This window comes from Paenibacillus sp. FSL R5-0923 (assembly GCF_038009145.1).
In the GTDB taxonomy this organism is placed as follows: domain Bacteria; phylum Bacillota; class Bacilli; order Paenibacillales; family Paenibacillaceae; genus Paenibacillus_AQ.
Genome location: NZ_JBBPAT010000001.1, coordinates 3371108 through 3392559 on the forward strand (window position 1 = coordinate 3371108; position 21452 = coordinate 3392559).

The following is a 21452-nucleotide window of genomic DNA, read 5'->3' on the forward strand; positions in this document are numbered from 1 at the left end:
TCGTTCCATGGCTGAAGATATTAAAGTGATAGTGTTCAAATTAGGTTCAGAGGAATACGGTATCGAAGTTGAGAAGGTACAAACCATTGAGCGCATGATGCCAATAACTCGTGTGCCTAAAACGTATTCGTTTATCAAGGGTGTAATTAATTTACGTGGTGTTGTTATCCCTGTGATTGACCTTCGAGGCCGCTTTGGGATCGAAGAGGCGGAGCAAACAGATCAATCACGTGTAATTATCGTATCTGTTAATGAAATGGAAGTAGGTTTCATTGTAGATTCAGCAAATGATGTAATAGATTTGAACAGGGATTCTATCGATACACCTCCAGATGTTGTTGGCGGCATCAAAGCGAAGTATTTAGATGGGGTGGCTAAGATAGGTGAAGAGCGCTTGCTGATTATGCTTAATCTGTCAGAAGTGCTTAACAAAGGCGAAATCGTTCAATTAGAAAGCCTAGAGGGCTAACCTGTGGAATTATTTAAGCACTATAAGGATTTTAAAATGGATGTGCTTAAGGAAGTCGGGAATATTGGAGCTGGGAATGCAGCCACCGCATTATCACAGCTCTTGAATAAGCCGATTGATATGGCTGTTCCCAAGGTACAGCTTCTCAACTTTGAAGAGATTACGGACAAAGTTGGTGGAGCTGAAGAACTAGTATATGCAGTTTTCTTACGTGTGGAGGGAGAAGCTCCGGGCAACCTGTTTTTCATACTTTCTCCGGAAGCCGCTTTGAACTTACTCAGTCGCATTGCAGGCATCGAGATTTTGAGTGACCAAGAACTTGGAGAAATGGAACTTTCCGCGCTGAGTGAAATTGGAAATATATTAGCAGGATCGTACCTATCTTCTCTTGCAGACTTTACCTCACTTTCTATGTATCCAACAGTTCCTGCACTTGCTATGGATATGGCTGGAGCCATCCTAAGCTACGGTTTGCTGCAATTTGGGCAAATGGGTGACGATGCATTGTTGATCGATACTACTTTTTTTGAGGGGAAAAACGAAATTGAAGGGCAATTTTTCCTTATTCCCGATCCGGAATCATTCCCGAAAATCTTCAAATCGCTAGGAGTTCCGTTTGAAAATGATTGAAGAACAAAGCATCATTAAAGTAGGGATGGCAGATCTTAACATTGGAAGCCAGGATAGTTTGATTCGTACAACGGGTCTTGGCTCCTGCGTGGGATTGACATTGTTTGACCCTGGAAAAAAACTCGCGGGAATGGCGCATGTGATGCTCCCTACTTCTGAGATTGCTAGGGAAGGGCAATTAAACATCGCTAAGTTTGCAGATACTGCAGTGCCGGAGCTCTTATCCCGTTTGCTGGAACTTGGTGCGGTTCGGAGTCGGATCGTAGCCAAGATGGCAGGAGGATCACAAATGTTTGCCTTTGCCGGGGGGAGCGACACCATGAGGATCGGGCCTCGTAATGTTGAATCTTGTAAACTTGCTCTTGAGCATTTGAAAATTCCGTTAATTGCGGAAGACACGGGCGGTAATTATGGCCGTACGATAGAAATTGCCTGCAACACTGGTGTATTGTTCATCCGCAGTGTGCAAAAAGGCGCTAAGGAAATATAAATATGAAGATGATAGGAAACATTTTTATAAACTTGCTGTTTGGTTTGATAGGTTTTGTATTCACTTTTTTTGTAACCTACAGTAATAATGTTCTCGGTACTAGTTTATTACGAAGCCTATTAGGATTTATCATCTGGTTTCTGCTTGCTTTCCTCCTAAGATGGGTATTGGGTTTTATCGTGTATCAATCATCACCTCTGGATGAACAGGATGTTGAGGGAGAAGAACTTGGTGCAAAGCTAGACATCAGTACCCCTAATGAGGATGAAGAGTTAATTAATCTACTCAAACCGAAGCCAGGACAAGGGAGTGGGAACAGTGAGGGGTTCAAGCCGCTCACACCCCCAAAACTAGTCTCTATGAAAGATCCTGAAGAATTGGCCAAGGCCGTTCGTCACCTGAAAGAAGAATAAGCGAGCGCTGTGGCGGAATCGGTTATCTTAAATATAAGAAAGTATAAGTTTCACTTTATACATTATCCTTATATTTCTCGCTTAAACGCTACCGTCCTCATAAGGATGTCGAAGGCGTTTATGCTTGTGACTAGGCAGGTTTCGCCGCGACAAGCTCTCTGACTAAACTTTGGGAAGGGTGAAAGCTATTGAACGAGCGTAAAGCTTCTCAATTGGAAACTGACGAGCTATGGGAACAGTGGAAAGAACACAGTGACCCTGAAGCCAAAAAGAAGCTGATAGAGAGTTATCTCCATATTGTTGATTATGTATCCAGCCGTTTGGCTGTGGGATTGCCCAAAAATGTATCTAAAGATGATTTAGCCAGCAATGGAGTAATGGGATTAATTGATGCGATTGAAAAATTCGACTACAAACGGGGATTGCAGTTTCAAACCTATGCTTCCTGGCGCGTACGTGGTGCGATTTTAGATTCCTTACGTCAAAGTGATTGGGTCCCTAGATCTGTGCGAGAAAAAGCTAAAAAAATCGAGGACGCTTATCAGCAGTTGGAACAGAAGTATTTGAGATCCGTTAGTGATGAGGAAATGAGTCTATACCTGAATATTAGTGTAACTGAATTTCAAAATATGTTGCAGGATGTGGCTGTAATGTCACTATGTTCACTGGAAGACCCGATTCGTGAAGAGGAATCAGAGACCCGAATGTCCATACTGGTGGACGATAAAGCTAAGAATCCTGATAGCAAGGTAAATGAGTTCTACTTACGCGAAGCCCTCACCAAAGGTATTGAGAAATTAACGGTGAAAGAACGGACCGTTGTGTCCCTTTTATATTATGAAGATTTATCATTGAGCGAAATCGCAGAGGTCATGTCACTATCTCCTTCACGGATTTCGCAGCTTCATTCCAAGGCTATTTTGCGGCTGAGGGGAACGCTTGAGAAGAATCGCGATCTACTTATGCAGAACGATTAACCGTTAGTGGTGACAAGGGGGAGCAAAATTGATCGGTCAAAATGCTTTGGATCAGTACTTAAGTATTACTTTTTCGGATGACAAAGGGATCGCGTACTTGCAGTTCTCCAAAAAGGATGAGAATTTTTCCTGCTCTCCTACAGAATTGGAAAGCTTCCTGCACAGTCACAATATTCGCTACGGGGTCCAGCGTGATATTGTTGGACGTATTTGTAGTCATCCGGAGGAGTTTTTTTGGAGTAAAGTCGCTATTGCTACAGGCGAACCTGCAGTAAATGGAGTCGACGGAAGTATTATGCTTACTGTTGATCTGGAAGAGGATCGCAAGCCGCTTGAAAAAGCGGATGGTAAGGTGGATTATAAGGATTTAGTTCGGCTTCGTAACGTCCTCAAAGGAAAGCTGATAGCTAGAATTATCCCTGCTCAGCCTGGTAAGCATGGTAAGACTGTAACTGGTGATGAGCTTGCTTTCAGAGCTGGAAGGGAAGCTCATTTTAAAGTGGGCAAGAACGTACTCGTTGATAACAATGGAACCTCGATGTATGCCGCAATTGACGGTCTTGTTACTTTAACCGATAGCGGTAAAATCAATGTATTTCCTGTCTATGAAGTGAATGGTGATGTGGACTACAGTACTGGGAACATTGATTTTGTAGGTACCGTTGTTATTCGAGGAAACGTACTTTCAGGATTTTCTGTAAAGTCCGCCGGTGATATTCGTGTAGTTGGTGGAGTTGAAGGAGCGGAATTAATCTCTGGGGGATCTATCGAAATTACAGGTGGAATTATCGGCTATAACAAAGGACATGTAACTGCTGGGAAAAATGTTAAGGTCTCTTTCATTCAAGATGGTAATGTAACAGCTGGTGAAGATGTCATTGTATCCCAGAGCATTATGCATTCTAATATTCGTGCGGGCAGAGACGTTCTTTGTAACGGAGCTAAGGGATTGATAGTTGGCGGAACTGTACAGTCTGGGGAAAGAGTCGTAGCACGTACCATAGGCAATACCATGTCCACAGCGACTTCTATTGAGGTAGGAGTAGTACCTGAGCTCAGAAATGAGATTAACGAGCTACGTCAATCACTGCGTCAATTACTTGAAAATGAGGACAAAACGTCTAAAGCGTTGTATCTATTAAATCAATTGGCAACGAATGGTCAACTCCCTGCAGATAAAGTGGCACTTCGCGTTAAATTGAATGCTACCAAACAGTCTCATCAACGTGAGGAAAAAAGAATTAAAGAACGTGTACTAGAGATTGAAAGAATGCTAGAAGATACAGGCAGAGCTAGAGTTGAAGTGATCAAAACGATCTATGGCGGATCCAAAATTATGATCGGTAGATATACACGATTTGTAAAGGACCCCACAGAACGAGTTGTGTTTGTTTATAGTGAAGGTGATATATCCTTAACGCCATACAATTAATCGGGCGGGCAGCAATAGCGGCCGGCCATTCTTGAAATATAAGAAAGTATAAGTTTCACGTTATACATTATCCTTATATTTTTACGAGAAACGGTTATCGTCTTCATAAAGACGACAACATCGTTTCTTCTTATGAGAAGAGGGTTATGATGAGCCTAAAACCAGTGGAACTGCAAATTGCACTACCTCGGACTACGGAAGCGGGTAAGGTTCAGAATGAATCTCAGCAGCGCCCCGCTATTGATCAGCATCAACTGGCCGGACAAAATGTGAAACAAAGTCAGGAAATGACCATGCGAAGCGCTGAAGTGGATGAATCTTCTGAGTCTGCTTTACGCGATGGCGGAGATAAAGGCAATCATCATTCCGGAGGGAATCCTTCCTCGGAGAAACGTTCGAAGTCAGGCACTCGTGATGCGGAACATCCTTACAAAGGACAGCGCATTGATCTGAGTCTTTAATAAGTAATTATATTTGATATGTAAAAGGAGATAAGGCACTTGCAACCATGGGTGTATATTGTGCTAGTAGGTGTCGCCGCTATTCTTTATGCCCTTTTACTTCCGGCGCGTATGAAGGAAGGAAAAGCAGAGCAGCAAAGCCTCAAAGAAACGGAGGCAGCGCTTGAGCTATATATGGCTGACATAGAGCGCGAGAATGAAGAGCTAGCACAGTTGGTCAGCAGTATTAAACAGCAATCACAAACTAATCATGTAGCAATGCAAGGGCAGATTAGTGATTTGCAGCATCAATTGACAGAATTACAGCAAAGCTCTTTATTACTAGAAGGCCGAGTAACTAACGAAGAAAAGCGGTTAAGAGAGTTGGAAGTTTCGGTTGAGAAGGGTTCGTATGCTAAGGTTGCGGCGATCGGAGACTCGTCTGCCGGAGCTGAATTGAGTTCAATACAACCAGAAGTGAAAGCGAAACCCATTAGTTCTATTAAATTGCGGTATCCAAGATTATTTGAACTACATGAGCAGGGGAAATCGATAGACTCCATTGCCAAGACGGCTGGACTTCAGCGGGGAGAAGTGCAACTGATTCTGCAACTCGCCAAACAGGAGGAATCGGTATGATGAAGAACCGTTCTTTTTTGTTCGGTCTTGGCACAGGGCTAATTGCAGGCGCACTATTACTTCAGTTAATGATATCCGGTGGAGCGGCTCCACTCACCAAGGAACAGGTAATACAAGGTGCTGAGAAATTGAACTTGAAGGTTATCGACGAATCTACTGAACCTCCTTCTGATGAGTCTGCTTTGGAGGACGCTGTTCAAGGTGAGAAGACATACGGCGTTAATGAGGGAAGTACGGAGAATGTGGAACCTTCTAAGCCTACAGTATCTGATAACCCCAATAAGGTTGTCCCTCCTAAAGAGCCCTCAACGCCTAAAGAAGGCACTATTGAGAAGCCAGAGGTCACTACTGCACCATCTGCTGTTGCACCTGATAAGCCTAAAGCCACTGCGAATGCAGGGGTTGTTGTTCGTATACCTTCAGGTAGCACACTGACAAAAACAGCAGATATTTTGCAGAAGGCTGAAGTCATTAAGGACAAGGCTAGTTTTCTTAAAGCCGCCAATCAACGTCAGATCAATACGAAGATTCAATCGGGTTCTTACACCTTTAATAAAGACGAGAGTCTAGATTCTATACTAGAAAAATTAATAAGTTTTCAATGATCGTTGCATACACTAATAAAATATGGTATAGTAATTGACGGTGTTAAAACACACGCCGGTTGATTTCGACAAGGGGTGCTTTCTTCTGAAGAAAGTCTTGCTGAAAGATGACGCACGGCGGAGGAGACACACAATAAACCAAACTTAGGAGGTGTGTGAAGATGGCAGTAATCTCCATGAAACAGCTTCTAGAAGCTGGGGTACACTTCGGTCACCAGACTCGTCGTTGGAACCCAAAGATGGATCGTTATATCTTCACTGAAAGAAACGGAATTTACATTATTGACTTGCAAAAAACAGTCAAGAAGGTAGAAGAAGCTTACAACTTTGTGAAAAGCGTCGCTGGTGACAACGGCACAATCCTATTCGTAGGAACAAAGAAACAAGCACAAGATTCCGTGAAAGAAGAAGCAGAACGTTCCGGTATGTTCTTCATTAACCAACGTTGGTTGGGCGGAACTCTTACTAACTTCCAAACTATCCAAAAACGTATTGATCGTTTGAAGAAATTGGAATCTTGGGAAGAGGACGGCACTTTCGAAGTTCTACCTAAGAAAGAAGTTATCCTTCTTCGCAAAGAGAAAGATCGTCTTGAAAAATTCTTGGGCGGTATCAAGAACATGAAAGGTCTACCAAGCGCGTTGTTCATCATTGACCCGCGTAAAGAGCGTATTGCAGTTGCAGAAGCTCGCAAATTGGGTATTCCAATCGTAGCTATCGTTGATACTAACTGTGATCCAGACGAAATCGACTACGTAATTCCAGGTAACGACGACGCTATCCGCGCCGTGAAATTGTTGACTGGTAAAATGGCAGACGCTGTTGTTGAAGCTCACCAAGGCGAAGACACAACTACTGCTTAAGTAGCGACTAACACATACAAGAACTTAAATGAAAAGGGTGGTTGGCAGGTGGATAACCTCTCACTGCCCTTTTTTTAGGATAAAAGCCTTGAATAATGTAAGAAAACGACAATTACCTGGAGGGAATAAACAATGGCAGTTGATGCAAAAGCAGTAAAAGAACTTCGTGAAAGAACAGGCGCTGGTATGCTTGATTGTAAAAAAGCGCTTGAAGAAGCTAATAACGATATCACTAAAGCGGCTGAATTGCTTCGTGAAAAAGGTTTGTCCGCAGCAGCAAACAAAGCAGGACGTATTGCTACTGAAGGCGTTGTAGAATCTTACATCCACGCTGGCGGCCGTATTGGTGTACTTGTAGAAATCAACTGCGAAACTGACTTTGTAGGTAAAACAGATTCCTTCAAGGATTTTGCTCGCGATATCGCTATGCAAATCGCTGCAGCAAACCCACGTTATGTTCGTCGTGAAGAAGTTCCACAAGAAGATGTAGAAAAAGAAAAAGAAATCCTGAAAGCTCAAGCTTTGAATGAAGGTAAGCCTGAGAAAATCATTGAAAAAATGGTTGAAGGACGTATTGGTAAATATTACGAAGAATATTGCTTGCTTGAGCAAACCTTCGTTAAAGACCCAGACAAAACGATCTCCCAATTGCTGAACGAAAAAATCAGCACAATCGGAGAAAACATCTCGATCCGTCGTTTTGCTCGTTTTGAACTAGGCGAAGGTTTGGAAAAGAAAGTGGATAACTTTGTTGAAGAAGTTATGGCACAAGTAAATAATTAATATCAGCTTCATCATAAATGTGAAGAATTGAATAAAGGCAAGCATCAGAAGAGCGGAACACGTACACGTAGTGTTCCGTCTTTTGCAGAAAGTGAGGGTATACATTTGGAACAGCCGGTATTTAAGAGAGTAGTCCTTAAGGTAAGTGGAGAGTCTTTGGCAGGACAAAACGGATATGGTATTGATGCCGACATGATTATTTCCATCGCTGAACAGATCAAGGAAGTTGTAGAGCTTGGCGTTCAGGTTGCGATTGTTTGTGGTGGAGGTAACATTTGGCGCGGGATCGCTGGTAGTGCAAGTGGCATAGATCGCGCTACTGCAGATTATATGGGCATGCTGGCAACAGTAATGAATTCACTTGCTCTTCAGGATGCATTAGAACAAATCGATGTGCCAACAAGAGTGCAGACTTCGATCTCGATGCAGCAAATTGCTGAACCATACATTCGTCGTCGTGCGATTCGCCACTTGGAGAAGGGCCGTGTTGTTATTTTTGCAGCAGGCACAGGTAACCCTTTCTTCTCTACAGATACTACTGCAGCACTTAGAGCAGCAGAAATCGAAGCAGAAGTTATTCTGATGGCGAAGAACAAGGTTGATGGTGTATATTCAGCAGATCCGTTTAAAGACAGCACAGCCGAGAAATTTGAACAGCTCACTTACATGGATGTTCTAAACAAAAACCTTGGTGTTATGGATTCCACAGCTTCATCTCTATGCATGGATAATAATATACCGCTCATTGTATTTGCCATTACTGAACAAGGCAATATCAAACGTGTCGTTCTCGGTGAGAAGATCGGAACGATTGTTAAAGGGAGTGTAGATTAATGCCACAATCGGTCAAAAAAAATGCCGAAGAGCGTATGGAAAAAGCGATTTCATCGCTGAAACGTGACTTGGCAACATTGCGTGCAGGACGTGCAACAACATCACTGCTAGATCGCATTCAAGTTGAGTATTATGGTTCCCCAACTCCAATCAATCAGCTGGCGAACATCAGTACTCCGGATTCCCGGACACTGTTAATCCAGCCGTGGGACAAAACATCGATGTCTGACATTGAACGGGCGATTATGAAATCGGATATCGGTTTGACGCCTGCTAATGACGGCACAATCATTCGTCTTTCTATCCCTCCGCTGACTGAAGAACGTCGGACGGATTTGGTGAAATTGACGAAGAAATTTGGTGAAGAAGCGAAAGTAGCGATCCGCAACATTCGCCGTGATGCCAACGATGATATTAAGAAGATGGAGAAAAACGGTATCTCGGAAGATGAGTCCCGTGGCCATCAGGAAGACATTCAAAAGACAACGGATAAGTTCATAGCCGAGGTCGACAAAGTGCTTGTATCCAAAGAAAAAGAGATTATGGAAGTATAAAGATATTCTAGAGACTTAAGGCCCCTCCGTTAATGGTGGGGTTTGTCTCTTTCTGATAAGAGCTTGGAGGAAACGGAAATGATCAAACGGGTTCAAGCGTGGCTGAGCCGTAAAGACAGGCAACAGCCAGTCGAGATTTCACCGGATAACATTCCCCGGCACGTGGCTGTTATTATGGACGGCAATGGGCGTTGGGCTAAGCGTCGCGGGTTGCCGCGCGTTGTGGGTCATCAGAATGGCATGAAGGCTGTTAAACGTGCTACAATCGCTGCAGACGAACTGGGTGTTGAGTTTTTGACGATGTATGCGTTCTCGACAGAAAATTGGAAACGACCAAAGGAAGAAGTCGATTATCTGATGCGCTTGCCAGTGGAGTTTCTAGCCATTGAGCTTGATGAACTGATTGAGAAGAATGTCCAAGTACGTATGATGGGGGATACTGATGCACTACCTTCATATACACGCAAGGCTATGGAAGAAGCGGTTTCCCGAACACAGGGCAATACTGGACTTATATTGAATTTTGCTCTTAATTATGGGGGACGTAAAGAAATTGAGGACTGCATGCGCAGCATTGGTAAGGACATCCAATCAGGGGCTTTGTCACCGGAAGATATTACGACTGATCTAATCGATAGCCGAATGTTATCTGGTGGGTTACCAGATCCGGATTTGCTTATACGTACAAGCGGAGAAATGCGACTTAGCAATTTCATGCTATGGCAGCTTGCTTATAGTGAGCTGTGGTTTACTGATGTGTATTGGCCTGAATTTGATAAGGAGCATTTGCATCAGGCAGTTGCTGAATATCAACGCCGTACACGCCGTTATGGTGGACTGAAGTAGCTTGATAGGAGATGGAAACCTTTGAAGCAGCGATTGATTACCGGAATTGTTGCCGGAGCACTATTTTTAGGCTTATGCGTGTTGGGAAACTGGCCATACCAGTTGTTACTTACTGCCATGGCTTTTATCGGGTTTTATGAATTTGTGAAAATGATAGGGATACCTGCGCTTTCCGGTTCTACCGTTCTTGGTTATGCAGCCATTCTAAGTTTTATGATCCCTTGGAATTTGCTTGGGATCTCTGCACCCTTATCGTGGGAACAAGGAATTTGGATTCTGCTGCTGTTGTTCCTTTTAGTTACAGTTTTTACTAAAAATAAATTAGATATTCGAGTAACAGCCTTGCTGTTTACTGGTATAGTATACATTGGAATGGGTTTTTCTTATATGGCCATGGCTCGTGCATCGGATGACGGACATGGTTTGTTCTGGACTTTTTTACTCCTTTTCTGCATTTGGGGTAGTGATGCCGGGGCTTACTTTGTTGGAAGAAGCATGGGGAAGAACAAACTTTGGCCAGCCATCAGTCCCAACAAAACGGTGGAAGGTGCAGTAGGTGGGGTACTGATCTCGATGCTAATCGCGATCGTGTTTGCAATATTTGCTCCTGAACATCTAGCGATAGGACGAGCGCTGCTTATAGGGCTTTCTTGTGCGGTCTTGGGTCAGCTTGGTGATCTTGTGCAATCTGCCTATAAACGTGCGTATGGTATCAAAGATTCAGGCACACTTCTGCCAGGTCACGGTGGTATTCTTGATCGATGTGACAGCTGGATTATCGTATTTCCATTCGTACATATCCTAACGCTCATGCCTTACTATTAACGGAAGGAGAGGGTATAACTATGAAAAAAATAAGTGTTCTTGGTTCCACAGGTTCGATCGGCACTCAGACTCTAGATGTCATCGCTATGCACCCAGACTCTTTTCAAGTAGATGGCTTGGCAGCTGGAACGAATACAGCGTTATTGCTGGAACAAGTTCGTCGGTTTAATCCTCGTCGTGTTTCTGTTGCAACAAAGGAGTTGGCAGATGAGATTAGATCCAGTCTGCCTTCTGGCATACAGCTATACAGCGGGAATGAAGGTCTTGTTGAGGTGGCAGCTGGTGGAGATGCCGAAATGGTCGTAACGGCTGTTATGGGTAGTGTAGGCCTCCAATCCACGTTAGCTGCGATCGAAGCAGGCAAACATATTGGACTAGCTAATAAAGAGACTTTGGTAACGGCAGGACACCTCGTCACTGATCTAGCCAATCGTAAGGGTGTTAAGTTGTTACCTATTGATAGCGAGCATTCTGCTATTTTTCAGTGCTTAAATGGTGAGAATCTCGCGGATATTGCTTGCATCACTTTAACGGCTTCTGGTGGATCCTTCCGGGATTTCACTCGTGATCAACTCAAGAATGTAACAGTAGAAGATGCACTTCGTCATCCGAATTGGAGCATGGGCGCGAAAATCACGATTGATTCTGCTACAATGGTGAATAAAGGGCTTGAGGTGATTGAAGCGCATTGGCTATTTGGTCTACCTTATGAACAAGTAAATGTACTTTTGCATCCAGAGAGTATCATTCACTCATATGTGGAGTTCCGCGATAGCAGCATTATTGCTCAGCTTGGTAATCCCGATATGCGTGTCCCGATTCAATATGCGCTCACGTATCCCGAACGCTGGGAATCGCCGGCACAGCGTTTGTCGTTAGCTGAAGTTGGACGTTTGACTTTCCGAGAAATGGACTATGAACGATTCCCTGCGCTTAAGCTAGCCATGGATTGTGGAAAAGCTGGAGGGACAGCTACTACTGCTTTTAATGCTGCGAATGAAATTGCTGTTGCTCGTTTCTTGAGTCATGAGATCCCATTCCTGCGCATTGAGGAGATCATCGGTGAAGTGCTGCATCGTCATATTAACGAGGACAATCCGAATTTGGAACAAATTGAATCCTGTGATAAGCGTGTTCGTGAGCTGGCAGCAACGCTGTAGAAGGTAGAAAGATCTCTTTTTAAAAATATAAGAAAGTATAAGTTTCACTTTATACATTATCCTTATATTTCTCGCGTTAAACGCGTACCGTCTCCTTAAGGGACGCCGATGGCGTTATTGCTTGACTGGAAATACTTACTTTGCCCTAAAAATAGGTTGGGACAGTTGATTCTCTTGTGCCTGATCGGAGAATAATGATAAATTAAGAGGACATACTTCGGTCTTACACCTAAAGGGGGATGATACGTTTGGAAATGGTTCAAGTCGTTTTATTAACGGTGCTCATGTTTTTTGTCCTGGTGACTGTACATGAATGGGGTCACTATTATTTTGCCAAACGCGCCGGTATTCTCGTGAGGGAATTTGCTATCGGTTTCGGTCCGAAACTGTTTTCTTATAAACGGAATGAGACACAGTTCACTTTGCGTTTACTGCCTTTTGGCGGTTATGCTCGGATGGCTGGTGAAGATCCAGAAATTATTGAAATTGGCTCAGGACAGACCATTGCAGTAAGACTCGGTCAGGATAACAAAGTGAAAAATATTTATCTGGACGCACTGGATACACGTAAAAATGTAATCCGTGGTGAGGCTTTGCATACTGATCTTGAAAATGATCTGCAAATCCGCTTGGATGTGGATGGCGAAGTTACTACTTATGATGTTCATCCTCAAGCGATGATGATTAAAGGAACGCAACAGACTCAAATTGCGCCTAAAGATCGTCAATTCGGTAGTAAAACCGTGGGTCAGCGTGCATTGGCTATTGTTGCGGGTCCTGTGATGAACTTCCTGTTAGCCTTTGTTCTGTTTGCCATCCATTTGCAAATGGTTGGAATTCCGGTGGAGAATCCTACTTATGTTAAGATCGGTGATGTCTCTGAAGGAATGCCTGCACAAGAGGCGGGATTGCAGAAGGGTGACATTATTGTCTCCATCAACGGTGAGAAGATTGGTGCCGATTACCAAAAAATGATTGACTTAACCTCGGAGTCCAAAGGGAAAGAAATGAAATGGATGCTTCAACGTGGTGATGAGACCCTTAATGTGACTCTCGTTCCTCGTAGCATGGAGGGACAAGAAGGCGGTAAAATCGGGATTACACCTGAGCTTCCTACCCGCAAAGCAGGGGTTGGAGAGACGTTGACAGGTTCAGGTAAAGCTATGGTCGATACGACGGAAGCTATCTTTCTGGGCTTTAAGCAATTGATCAATAAATTCAATATGGATGATATTGGAGGTCCGGTTCGTACCTTTGAAGTAACCGGTCAAATTGCCCAACAAGGCATTCAGTATCTTACCTATTGGGCTGCTATCCTAAGCTTGTATCTGGGGATTTTCAACCTATTACCGATTCCAGCACTCGATGGAAGCCGTCTGGCGTTCCTAGGTGTGGAGGCATTACGCGGTAAACCTGTAGATCCGAGTCGTGAAGGTATGGTTCACTTTGTCGGATTTGCACTGTTATTTTTATTAATGATTGCTGTTACGTATAATGATATTTTACGTTTGATCAGCGGCTAATTTTCTTCGGGAGGCATTCCATTACATGGCAAAAGATAAGCAATTCGTTACGGAAATCACGCCGCAAAGCGAGGATTTCTCACGCTGGTATATTGATGTTATAAAAAAAGGAGACTTGATGGACTACTCTCCTGTTCGTGGCTGTATCGTATTTAAGCCAGAGGGCTATGAAATATGGGAGCATATTCAGGAGGAAATGAACCGTCGCCTCAAGGAAACTGGGCATCGTAATGCTTATTTTCCAGTGTTCATTCCAGAGAGTTTCTTTCAAAAGGAAAAGGATCATATTGAAGGCTTTAATCCCGAACTGCCATGGGTAACTGAGGCTGGTGGAGACGTGCTTGAAGAACGTCTGGCTGTCCGTCCTACTTCTGAGACCATGTTCGGGCATATGTATTCCAAATGGATTCAGTCCTATCGTGACCTTCCTGTACTTATCAATCAATGGGCGAACGTGGTTCGTTGGGAGAAGCGTACTTTACCATTTATCCGCACTACTGAGTTTCTTTGGCAAGAAGGGCATACTGCGCATGAGAATGAAGCCGAAGCTCGTGAAGAAACCATGAAGATGCTGGATAACTACCGTGATTTTGCCGAGACATTCCTTGCCATTCCGGTGATCACTGGACAAAAGACACCTTCCGAGCGTTTTGCTGGTGCAGTAGATACGTATTCTATTGAAGCGATGATGAAAGATGGACGTGCTGTTCAGGCTGCTACCTCACATTACTTGGGTACCAAGTTTGCAACAGCATTTGAGATCCAGTATTTGAGCCGCGACAATAATTTAGAATATGTGCATACGACCTCATGGGGATCCACTACACGCTTGATTGGTTCGCTGATTATGGTGCATGGCGATGACCGTGGTCTTGTTCTGCCACCTAAGGTAGCGCCAACTCAAGTGATTATGATTCCGATCGGACCTCCTAAAACTCGCGAAGCCGTGATTGGACGGACAGACGAGCTGTTCAAGGAGCTGAAGAACGCAGGTGTTCGTGTACGTGTGGATGATCGTTCGGATGTAACGCCAGGTTGGAAGTTCAATGAATATGAAATGCGCGGTATACCTGTGCGCTTGGAGCTTGGACCACGCGATATGGAGAATGGCGTTTGCGTTATCGTATCCCGTGTCACAGGTGAGAAGAAGGTAATTCAGCAGGAGAACCTTGTTGAAGAGGTACAAGCAATGCTCGAGCAGGTTCATAATGAAATGTTCGAACGTGCCCTGAAATTCCGTGAGGACCATTTCTATTCTGTAGATTCCTTGGAAGAAATGAAAGCTTCAATGGAAGAAAAACGCGGCTTTGCACTAGCTGGCTGGTGTGGTTCCGAAGAATGCGAGTCCAAAGTTAAGGAAGAGACAGGTGCGGGTAGCCGTAACATTCCTTTCGATCCGGCGGAGAAGAAACAAGTCTGCATTTGCTGTGGTAAACCAGCTGAGCATACTGTGGTTTTTGCAAAGGCATATTAATCTTTTGGTACCGATCAACAGTCTTGTAGTATTTTAATCTAGCTTCTGGAGAGAGGAGTCAGCGGGCCGAAAAAACCCAATGCTTTTTGAATCCAGAAGCTTTTTAAAATATAAGAATTTATAGGCTTACGTAATAAATTATCCTTTTATTTCTCGCATAAACACTTACCGTCCTCATAAGGACGCCGAAGGCGTTTATGCTTGAAATATAAGAAAGTATAAGTTTCACACTATACTTTATCCTTATATTTTTACGAGAAACAGTTATCGTCTTTAAAAGACGACAACGTCGTTTCTTCTTATCATATTGTACTTTCACTGAATATCATTGATTGTGTTTTACGGAGTTATCAAAGGTGGGAGGAAAGCATGGAACAAAACCAGGAGAGAAGAAAAAGATTCGAGCTCTTGATGAAGCAAGGTGAAATTCCACCTGCAATTATGGATCCCTACTTTTTAGATGGATATATAGAGCGTGTAGAGATCAGCCGTGGTAACCGAGACTGGCAAATAGTGATTACGAAAGAAAGTCTGGTTCCAGCGCAGGTATACCGGACATTTTGCCTCAGAATGCGCGAGAAGCTACAGCATATAGCCAAAGTAAGCTTTTTATTCGTATATGATCAAAAAGTTAGTAGAGCAGAGCTAGTCCAAGAATATTGGGGATTGTTTCTGGAGTGGGTGACTCGCGAGATCCCTTCGGTTAATGGCTGGCTGACACGTTCTACCCAAGAGCTTAAAGATGACACTTTAATGCTGACGATGAGTGACTCCACTTCTATGGAGCTGGCTCGTAAAAAAGGCATCGATGGGGCAATTATTAAATTTTATGATAAGTATTTCGGTCTCTCCTTAAAAGTTAAAGTGCTAATGGCAGAGAACGAAAATAATAATGTTGAAGCATACGAAGAATTTCAGCAAAAGCTTCAGCAAGAACAACGCGAGATCGTTGAGCAGATGATGACTGCTGTAGAAACAGAAGCTCCTGCTGATGATAGCGATCCTAATGAAGTAATTAAGCTTCAGGTGGGGTATGAAATTAAAGAACAAGCTGTGCCGATTCTTGAAATTCAAGATGAAGAGAAGAAAATTACAATTCAGGGTACCATTTTTGGTCTGGATCGTAAGGAACTTCGCAATGGCAGTACTTTGTTCACCTTCAGTTTGACCGATTTCACGGATTCTCTACAAATGAAGATGTTCGCGAAGACTAAAGATGATCTGAAGGTTATGAGTCAGCTAGCAAACGGTAAATGGGTAAGAGCACGCGGAAAAGTTGAATATGACCGTTTTATGCAGATTCCTGAGCTAGTGATGATCCCTTCGGATTTAACGGAAGTTAAGGCACCGCCTGCGCGTAAAGATACGGCTCCTAAGAAACGGGTGGAATTCCACCTTCACACTACGATGAGTACGATGGATGCGGTCACTCCGATCACTACCTATGTCAAAACAGCTGCCCAGTGGGGGCATCCTGCGATTGCTATTTCTGATCATGGCGGAGTTCAGGCTTTTCCTGATGCGAACCATGCAGCTCATAAGCATAAGATAAAAATGATTTATGGCGTGGAAGCCAATGTTGTGAATGACTCTGTGAATATTGTCGAGAATGCTCAGCCTTTGGACTTGAAGACAGCTACCTATGTAGTGTTTGATATAGAGACCACGGGGTTATCGATTACCCGCAATAATATTACGGAGCTGGCGGCCATTAAAATGTGTGAGGGCAAAGAAGTAGACCGTTATTCTACTTTTGTTAATCCGCATGAGAAGATCCCTTATCATATTCAGCAATTGACCAATATTACGGATGAAATGGTTAAGGATGCTCCTGATCTTGAACCAGTGCTGCGTAAGTTTGTTGAATTTGTGGGTGATAGTATCCTTGTTGCTCATAACGCCAGATTTGATATGGGTTTTATTCAGGCCTCGTTACGTAAAATAGGTGAACCTGTGCTTCCGAATCCATCTCTTGATACGCTTGAGCTCGCTCGGTTACTATATCCAAGCATGAAGAATCACAGGCTGAACACATTAGCCGATAAATATAAAGTTCTTCTGGAAAGCCATCACCGTGCGATTGATGATACCATAGCGCTCGGCGGTATATTAACAGGATTGCTCGCAGATGCTGAAAAGATGAAGGGCATGACCCGCCTTGATCGACTAAACGATTATGTGGGTAATGATCTTTCGAACACAAGACCATTCCACTGTAATATTTATGCACTTAATCAAGTAGGCAAAAAAAATCTCTATAAGCTCATTTCCATGTCACATACGGAATATTTCAAACGTGTACCATGTATTCCGAAATCCAAGCTGGAAGAGCATAGAGATGGACTGCTCGTAATTTCCGGTTGTGAACGTGGAGAGTTTTTTGAAGCAGTACTCAACAAAACGACTGAGGAAGCCATGGAGGTTGCTCATTTTTATGATGTGCTGGAGATTCAGCCATTGACCATGTACATGCACTTGGTGGACAAGGGCTTTGTAGCAGGCCCTGATGAGCTTCGCGATGTAGTCCGCAAGGTTTGCGAAATAGGGGAACAGTTGAATAAACCTGTTATCGCAACGGGGAATGTGCATTATCTTGAACCCCGGGACAAGCTGTATCGTGATATTACGATTAATGGGATCACAGGCTTTAGTCCGCTTAAAGACCAACGCAAACCGGATGCACACTTCCGCACAACGGATGAAATGCTGTCTGAATTCGAATTTCTCGGTGCTGAAAAAGCGATGGAAGTCGTGGTTACGAATACAGTTGAGCTGGCAGAACGTTTTGAAGAGCTGGAGCTATTTCCAGATAAGCTATTTACACCAATTCTTGAAGGGGCGGACGAAGAAATTCGCGAGACCTGTTATAACACTGCCAAATCCATTTATGGCGAAGAACTACCTGAAGTAGTTATTGCCCGTTTGGAGAAAGAGCTTGCACCGATTATTAAATTCGGGTTCTCTGCCAACTATTTGATTTCTGAACGTCTCGTTAAAAAATCAAATCGAGATGGATATCTCGTAGGCTCGCGGGGTTCTGTAGGCTCTTCTGTAGTAGCTACATTTCTTGGGATTTCAGAAGTTAATCCTTTGCCTGCGCATTATATTTGCCTAAACCCCGAGTGTCGCCATAGTGAATGGTTCCTGGACGGTAGTGTGCGGAGCGGATTCGATTTACCAGATAAAGTCTGCCCGGATTGCGGTCAGAAGCTCAAAGGTGAAGGCCAGGATATTCCGTTCGAGACCTTCCTTGGATTTAAAGGGGATAAAGTTCCCGATATCGACTTGAACTTCTCAGGGGAATATCAGCCGAATGCACATAACTTTACCAAAGAAATGTTTGGTGAGAAAAATGTATTCCGTGCCGGAACGATTGGTACCGTAGCTGAGAAGACAGCTTTCGGATTTGCAAAAAAATACGAAGAACTTCACCAGAAACGTTGGCGTGGAGCTGAAGTTGGCCGTCTGGCGGCCGGCTGTACAGGCGTTAAACGTAGTACGGGACAGCATCCTGGTGGTATAGTCGTTGTTCCAGACTATATGGAGGTAGAAGATATTACGCCAGTGCAATTCCCGGCGGATGATGTCAATGCCGAATGGAAGACCACACACTTTGATTATCACGCTTTTGATGCGAATCTGCTGAAGCTTGATATTCTGGGTCATGATGATCCGACGATGATGCGGATGCTGCAGGATTTGACAGGTGTTGATCCAACTTCTATCCCGATGAATGATCCGAAAGTAATGAGCATGTTTAACTCTACAGATGCGCTTGGAGTGAGGCCTGACGAAATCAGATCACCGGTTGCGACCTATGGTGTGCCCGAAATGGGTACCAAGTTCGTACGTCAAATGCTTATTGAGTCGAAACCATCCAGCTTTGCTGACTTACTGCAAATATCAGGTTTGTCTCATGGTACTGGAGTTTGGCTTGGTAACGCGCAAGAGCTTATAAAGAATAACACTTGTAACATTAAGACCGTTATCGGTTGTCGGGATGACATCATGCTCTTCTTAATTTATAAAGCGGGAATGGATGCGAGCTTGGCCTTTAAAATTACCGAGAGTGTTCGTAAAGGTAAAGGTTTATCTGACGAATGGATCGAGGAAATGAAAAAGTGCAAGGTTCCACAATGGTATATTGATTCTTGTCTGAAGATTCAATACATGTTCCCGAAGGCGCATGCTGCTGCATACGTAATTTCTGCAGTACGTACCGCCTACTTCAAGCTGTATCATCCTATTGAATATTATGCGACTTATTTCTCTGTACGTGCAGCAGATTTTGATATTGAATTGTGCTGTAAGGGATATGAAGCGATCAACCGTCAGATCGTAGAAATTGAGCAAAAAGGATTTCAAGCTTTGCCAAAGGAAAAGGCTATGTTGCCTGTCCTTGAGATGGCTTTGGAGATGACGGCACGTGGGTTTACATTCAAAAACATTGATCTTTACCGTTCGGAAGCGAATAAGTTTATTGTTGATGACAAGAGTTTGATTCCTCCGTTTTCCGCATTAGCGGGAATTGGTGAGAATGCTGCTATCAACATTGCCGCTGCGAAAGATGCCGGGGAGTTCCTTTCTATTGAGGATTTCCAGCAAAAATCCAAGGCGAGTAAGACAGTTATTGAGCTGCTAACCAATATGGGCTGCTTCCGCGGCCTACCGGAGAGCAATCAACTTTCCCTATTTTAAAGGCTTTAACAACACTTATTTCATGGCTAGAAAAGAGAGCTCCAAAGGGGGAGTCAAGGGCTAGCACTTGTCAGTCCAGACTCACTATGGTATAATTTCTTTGGTAATAATGAGATAAGTCCGTTGTGTAAAGAGTGGGGAAACCCACTCTTTATCTTTGGTATATAGCAAAAGACAAGTTCGTGGAGGTAATTTTCTTTTGAGCACACCCAAATCTAAAATTAAACAAACGGTAGAGCAGATGCTCGGGCCCTATCTCGACGACAATGGTTTCGAACTGGTGGACGTTGAATACGTGAAGGAAGGCTCCAATTGGTTTCTGCGTATATTCGTAGATAAAGAAGGCGGCATTGATATTGATGACTGCGGAAGCATTAGCGAATATTTCAGTCAGCAGTTGGATGAGAATGATCCTATCCCTGAGGCATATTTCCTTGAGGTTTCCTCACCGGGAGCAGAGCGTCCTCTCAAAAAAGCTGCGGATGTAGCTAAAGCGGTAGGTAAGGACGTGTATGTGACTGTTTATGAGCCGATTCAAGGACTCAAAGAATTTGAAGGTCGTTTGCTCTCGTTCGAGAACGAGGAACTGCTCATCTCCGCGGGCAAAAAAGAACATGTAGTACCGTATGCCAAAGTCGCAAGCGCGAGATTGGCCATTATTTTTTAACGTCTTGAAAGGGGGGCCGGAAATTCATGAGTATGGAGTTTATTGAAGCAATGAATGAGCTGGAAAGGGAGAGAGGCATCAGTAAAGATGTGCTGTTCGAAGCGATCGAAGCGGCGCTGATCTCTAGTTATAAACGTAATTTCAATGCAGCACAGAACGTGCGTGTTGACATGAACCGCAACACAGGTGTCATTAAAGTGTTTGCCCGCAAGCTAATTGTTGAAGAGGTCCTGGATACAAGGACTGAAATCTCATTGCCGGCAGCCAGAGAAATTAACCCGCATTTCCAGCTTGAAGACATTGCTGAGCTTGAAGTAACACCACGTGATTTCGGGCGTATTGCTGCACAGACTGCAAAGCAGGTTGTAACACAACGGATTCGCGAAGCAGAGCGTGGACTCATCTATAATGCCTTTATTGACAAAGAAGATGATATTGTAACAGGACTTGTACAACGTCAAGATATGCGGAACATTTACATTGATCTTGGTAAAATCGAAGCGGTCTTGCCGCTTAGCGAATTGATGCCAGGTGAGAAGTTTAAACAAAGCGAGCGTATCAAGGCTTATATCACTAAAGTTGAGAACACCACCAAAGGACCGCAAATTATGCTGTCCCGCAGTCATCCCGGATTGCTGAAGCGTCTGTTCGAACTAGAAGTTCCGGAAATCTTTGATGGTGTAGTTGAAATTCGTTCCGTAGCTCGCGAAGCTGGCTTCCGTTCGAAGATTGCTGTGTATTCCCGCAATCCGGAAGTGGATCCAGTTGGTTCTTGCGTAGGCCCAAGAGGAACACGCGTTCAAACCATCGTTACTGAGCTTCGTGGCGAGAAGATCGATATCGTCCGTTACTCTGATCTGGTGCAGGAGTATGTCGCTAATGCACTCAGCCCTTCTAAGGTGCTTGAAGTTCAAGTCTTTGAAGCAGAGAAAATGGCACGGGTGATCGTTCCTGATTATCAATTATCACTGGCTATCGGTATTAAAGGGCAAAATGCACGTCTTGCCGCTAAGCTTACCGGCTGGAAAATTGATATCAAGAGTGAAAGTCAAGCGGAGCAGGAATACGGTAGACCGAGAACTTCTATTGATGAAATGCATCAGGATTCCGTCTCCATTGATTAATTAACC

Annotated in this window: 21 protein-coding genes; all 21 read left to right on the forward strand. The window is 43.8% G+C overall.

Translation table 11 applies throughout. From position 1 onward, the window contains the following. Nucleotides 1–7: 7 nt before the first annotated feature. The 21 genes from MKX35_RS15050 (at nucleotide 8) to nusA (ending at nucleotide 21446) form a co-directional block, all read left to right on the forward strand. On the forward strand, nucleotides 8–469 hold the full coding sequence (locus MKX35_RS15050; RefSeq protein ID WP_076285425.1) for a chemotaxis protein CheW: 462 nt from the start codon (nucleotides 8–10) through the stop codon (nucleotides 467–469). A gap of 36 nt (nucleotides 470–505) precedes the next feature. After that, the gene (locus MKX35_RS15055; RefSeq protein ID WP_371915738.1) at nucleotides 506–1099 is read left to right on the forward strand and encodes a chemotaxis protein CheC; all 594 of its coding nucleotides are present in this window, start codon (nucleotides 506–508) and stop codon (nucleotides 1097–1099) included. Next, the gene (locus MKX35_RS15060) at nucleotides 1092–1589 is read left to right on the forward strand and encodes a chemotaxis protein CheD (RefSeq protein ID WP_076285426.1); all 498 of its coding nucleotides are present in this window, start codon (nucleotides 1092–1094) and stop codon (nucleotides 1587–1589) included. Before MKX35_RS15055 ends, MKX35_RS15060 begins: the two co-directional genes overlap by 8 nt. Nucleotides 1590–1591: 2 nt before the next feature. After that, a complete protein-coding gene (locus MKX35_RS15065; RefSeq protein ID WP_305953479.1) occupies nucleotides 1592–2002 on the forward strand; it encodes a hypothetical protein in 411 nt (136 codons plus the stop codon). Nucleotides 2003–2190: 188 nt separating this feature from the next. Further along, nucleotides 2191–2979: a FliA/WhiG family RNA polymerase sigma factor gene (locus MKX35_RS15070; protein ID WP_042189430.1), complete on the forward strand. Its 789-nt coding sequence runs from the start codon at nucleotides 2191–2193 to the stop codon at nucleotides 2977–2979. A 28-nt stretch (nucleotides 2980–3007) separates the two neighbouring features. After that, on the forward strand, nucleotides 3008–4411 hold the full coding sequence (locus MKX35_RS15075) for a DUF342 domain-containing protein (RefSeq protein ID WP_076299235.1): 1404 nt from the start codon (nucleotides 3008–3010) through the stop codon (nucleotides 4409–4411). A gap of 149 nt (nucleotides 4412–4560) precedes the next feature. Further along, entirely contained in the window at nucleotides 4561–4872 is a 312-nt protein-coding gene (locus MKX35_RS15080; protein WP_042189428.1) for a hypothetical protein, read from the forward strand. Between the two features lie 39 nt (nucleotides 4873–4911). Beyond that, nucleotides 4912–5490 carry a hypothetical protein gene (locus MKX35_RS15085; RefSeq protein ID WP_076299234.1) on the forward strand — a complete coding sequence of 193 codons (579 nt, stop codon included), beginning with the start codon at nucleotides 4912–4914 and terminating at the stop codon, nucleotides 5488–5490. Next, complete coding sequence (locus MKX35_RS15090; RefSeq protein ID WP_076299233.1) at nucleotides 5487–6095, forward strand: endolytic transglycosylase MltG; 609 nt, start codon at nucleotides 5487–5489, stop codon at nucleotides 6093–6095. The genes MKX35_RS15085 and MKX35_RS15090 overlap by 4 nt, the downstream gene beginning before the upstream one ends. Nucleotides 6096–6256: 161 nt before the next feature. Then, entirely contained in the window at nucleotides 6257–6958 is a 702-nt protein-coding gene (gene rpsB, locus MKX35_RS15095; protein WP_036688493.1) for a 30S ribosomal protein S2, read from the forward strand. Nucleotides 6959–7090: 132 nt separating this feature from the next. After that, nucleotides 7091–7741 carry a translation elongation factor Ts gene (gene tsf / locus MKX35_RS15100; protein WP_042189425.1) on the forward strand — a complete coding sequence of 217 codons (651 nt, stop codon included), beginning with the start codon at nucleotides 7091–7093 and terminating at the stop codon, nucleotides 7739–7741. A 105-nt stretch (nucleotides 7742–7846) separates the two neighbouring features. Continuing rightward, on the forward strand, nucleotides 7847–8575 hold the full coding sequence (gene pyrH / locus MKX35_RS15105) for a UMP kinase (RefSeq protein WP_036688491.1): 729 nt from the start codon (nucleotides 7847–7849) through the stop codon (nucleotides 8573–8575). Continuing rightward, the gene (gene frr / locus MKX35_RS15110) at nucleotides 8575–9129 is read left to right on the forward strand and encodes a ribosome recycling factor (protein ID WP_042189424.1); all 555 of its coding nucleotides are present in this window, start codon (nucleotides 8575–8577) and stop codon (nucleotides 9127–9129) included. Before pyrH ends, frr begins: the two co-directional genes overlap by 1 nt. 78 nt (nucleotides 9130–9207) lie before the next feature. Beyond that, nucleotides 9208–9975 carry an isoprenyl transferase gene (locus tag MKX35_RS15115; RefSeq protein WP_042189423.1) on the forward strand — a complete coding sequence of 256 codons (768 nt, stop codon included), beginning with the start codon at nucleotides 9208–9210 and terminating at the stop codon, nucleotides 9973–9975. A 21-nt stretch (nucleotides 9976–9996) separates the two neighbouring features. Continuing rightward, entirely contained in the window at nucleotides 9997–10800 is an 804-nt protein-coding gene (locus tag MKX35_RS15120; protein WP_042189422.1) for a phosphatidate cytidylyltransferase, read from the forward strand. A gap of 20 nt (nucleotides 10801–10820) precedes the next feature. Next, a complete protein-coding gene (locus MKX35_RS15125) occupies nucleotides 10821–11960 on the forward strand; it encodes a 1-deoxy-D-xylulose-5-phosphate reductoisomerase (RefSeq protein WP_042189421.1) in 1140 nt (379 codons plus the stop codon). A gap of 248 nt (nucleotides 11961–12208) precedes the next feature. Continuing rightward, entirely contained in the window at nucleotides 12209–13483 is a 1275-nt protein-coding gene (gene rseP, locus MKX35_RS15130; RefSeq protein WP_042189420.1) for an RIP metalloprotease RseP, read from the forward strand. A 25-nt stretch (nucleotides 13484–13508) separates the two neighbouring features. Further along, the gene (gene proS, locus MKX35_RS15135; RefSeq protein WP_042189419.1) at nucleotides 13509–14957 is read left to right on the forward strand and encodes a proline--tRNA ligase; all 1449 of its coding nucleotides are present in this window, start codon (nucleotides 13509–13511) and stop codon (nucleotides 14955–14957) included. 369 nt (nucleotides 14958–15326) lie between these two features. Further along, nucleotides 15327–19655 (forward strand): PolC-type DNA polymerase III, encoded by a 4329-nt coding sequence (locus MKX35_RS15140; RefSeq protein ID WP_076299232.1) that lies wholly within the window; start codon nucleotides 15327–15329, stop codon nucleotides 19653–19655. A 199-nt stretch (nucleotides 19656–19854) separates the two neighbouring features. Then, nucleotides 19855–20322: a ribosome maturation factor RimP gene (gene rimP, locus MKX35_RS15145; protein WP_042128863.1), complete on the forward strand. Its 468-nt coding sequence runs from the start codon at nucleotides 19855–19857 to the stop codon at nucleotides 20320–20322. A 26-nt stretch (nucleotides 20323–20348) separates the two neighbouring features. Beyond that, a complete protein-coding gene (gene nusA, locus MKX35_RS15150; protein ID WP_042189417.1) occupies nucleotides 20349–21446 on the forward strand; it encodes a transcription termination factor NusA in 1098 nt (365 codons plus the stop codon). Nucleotides 21447–21452 lie beyond the last annotated feature (6 nt).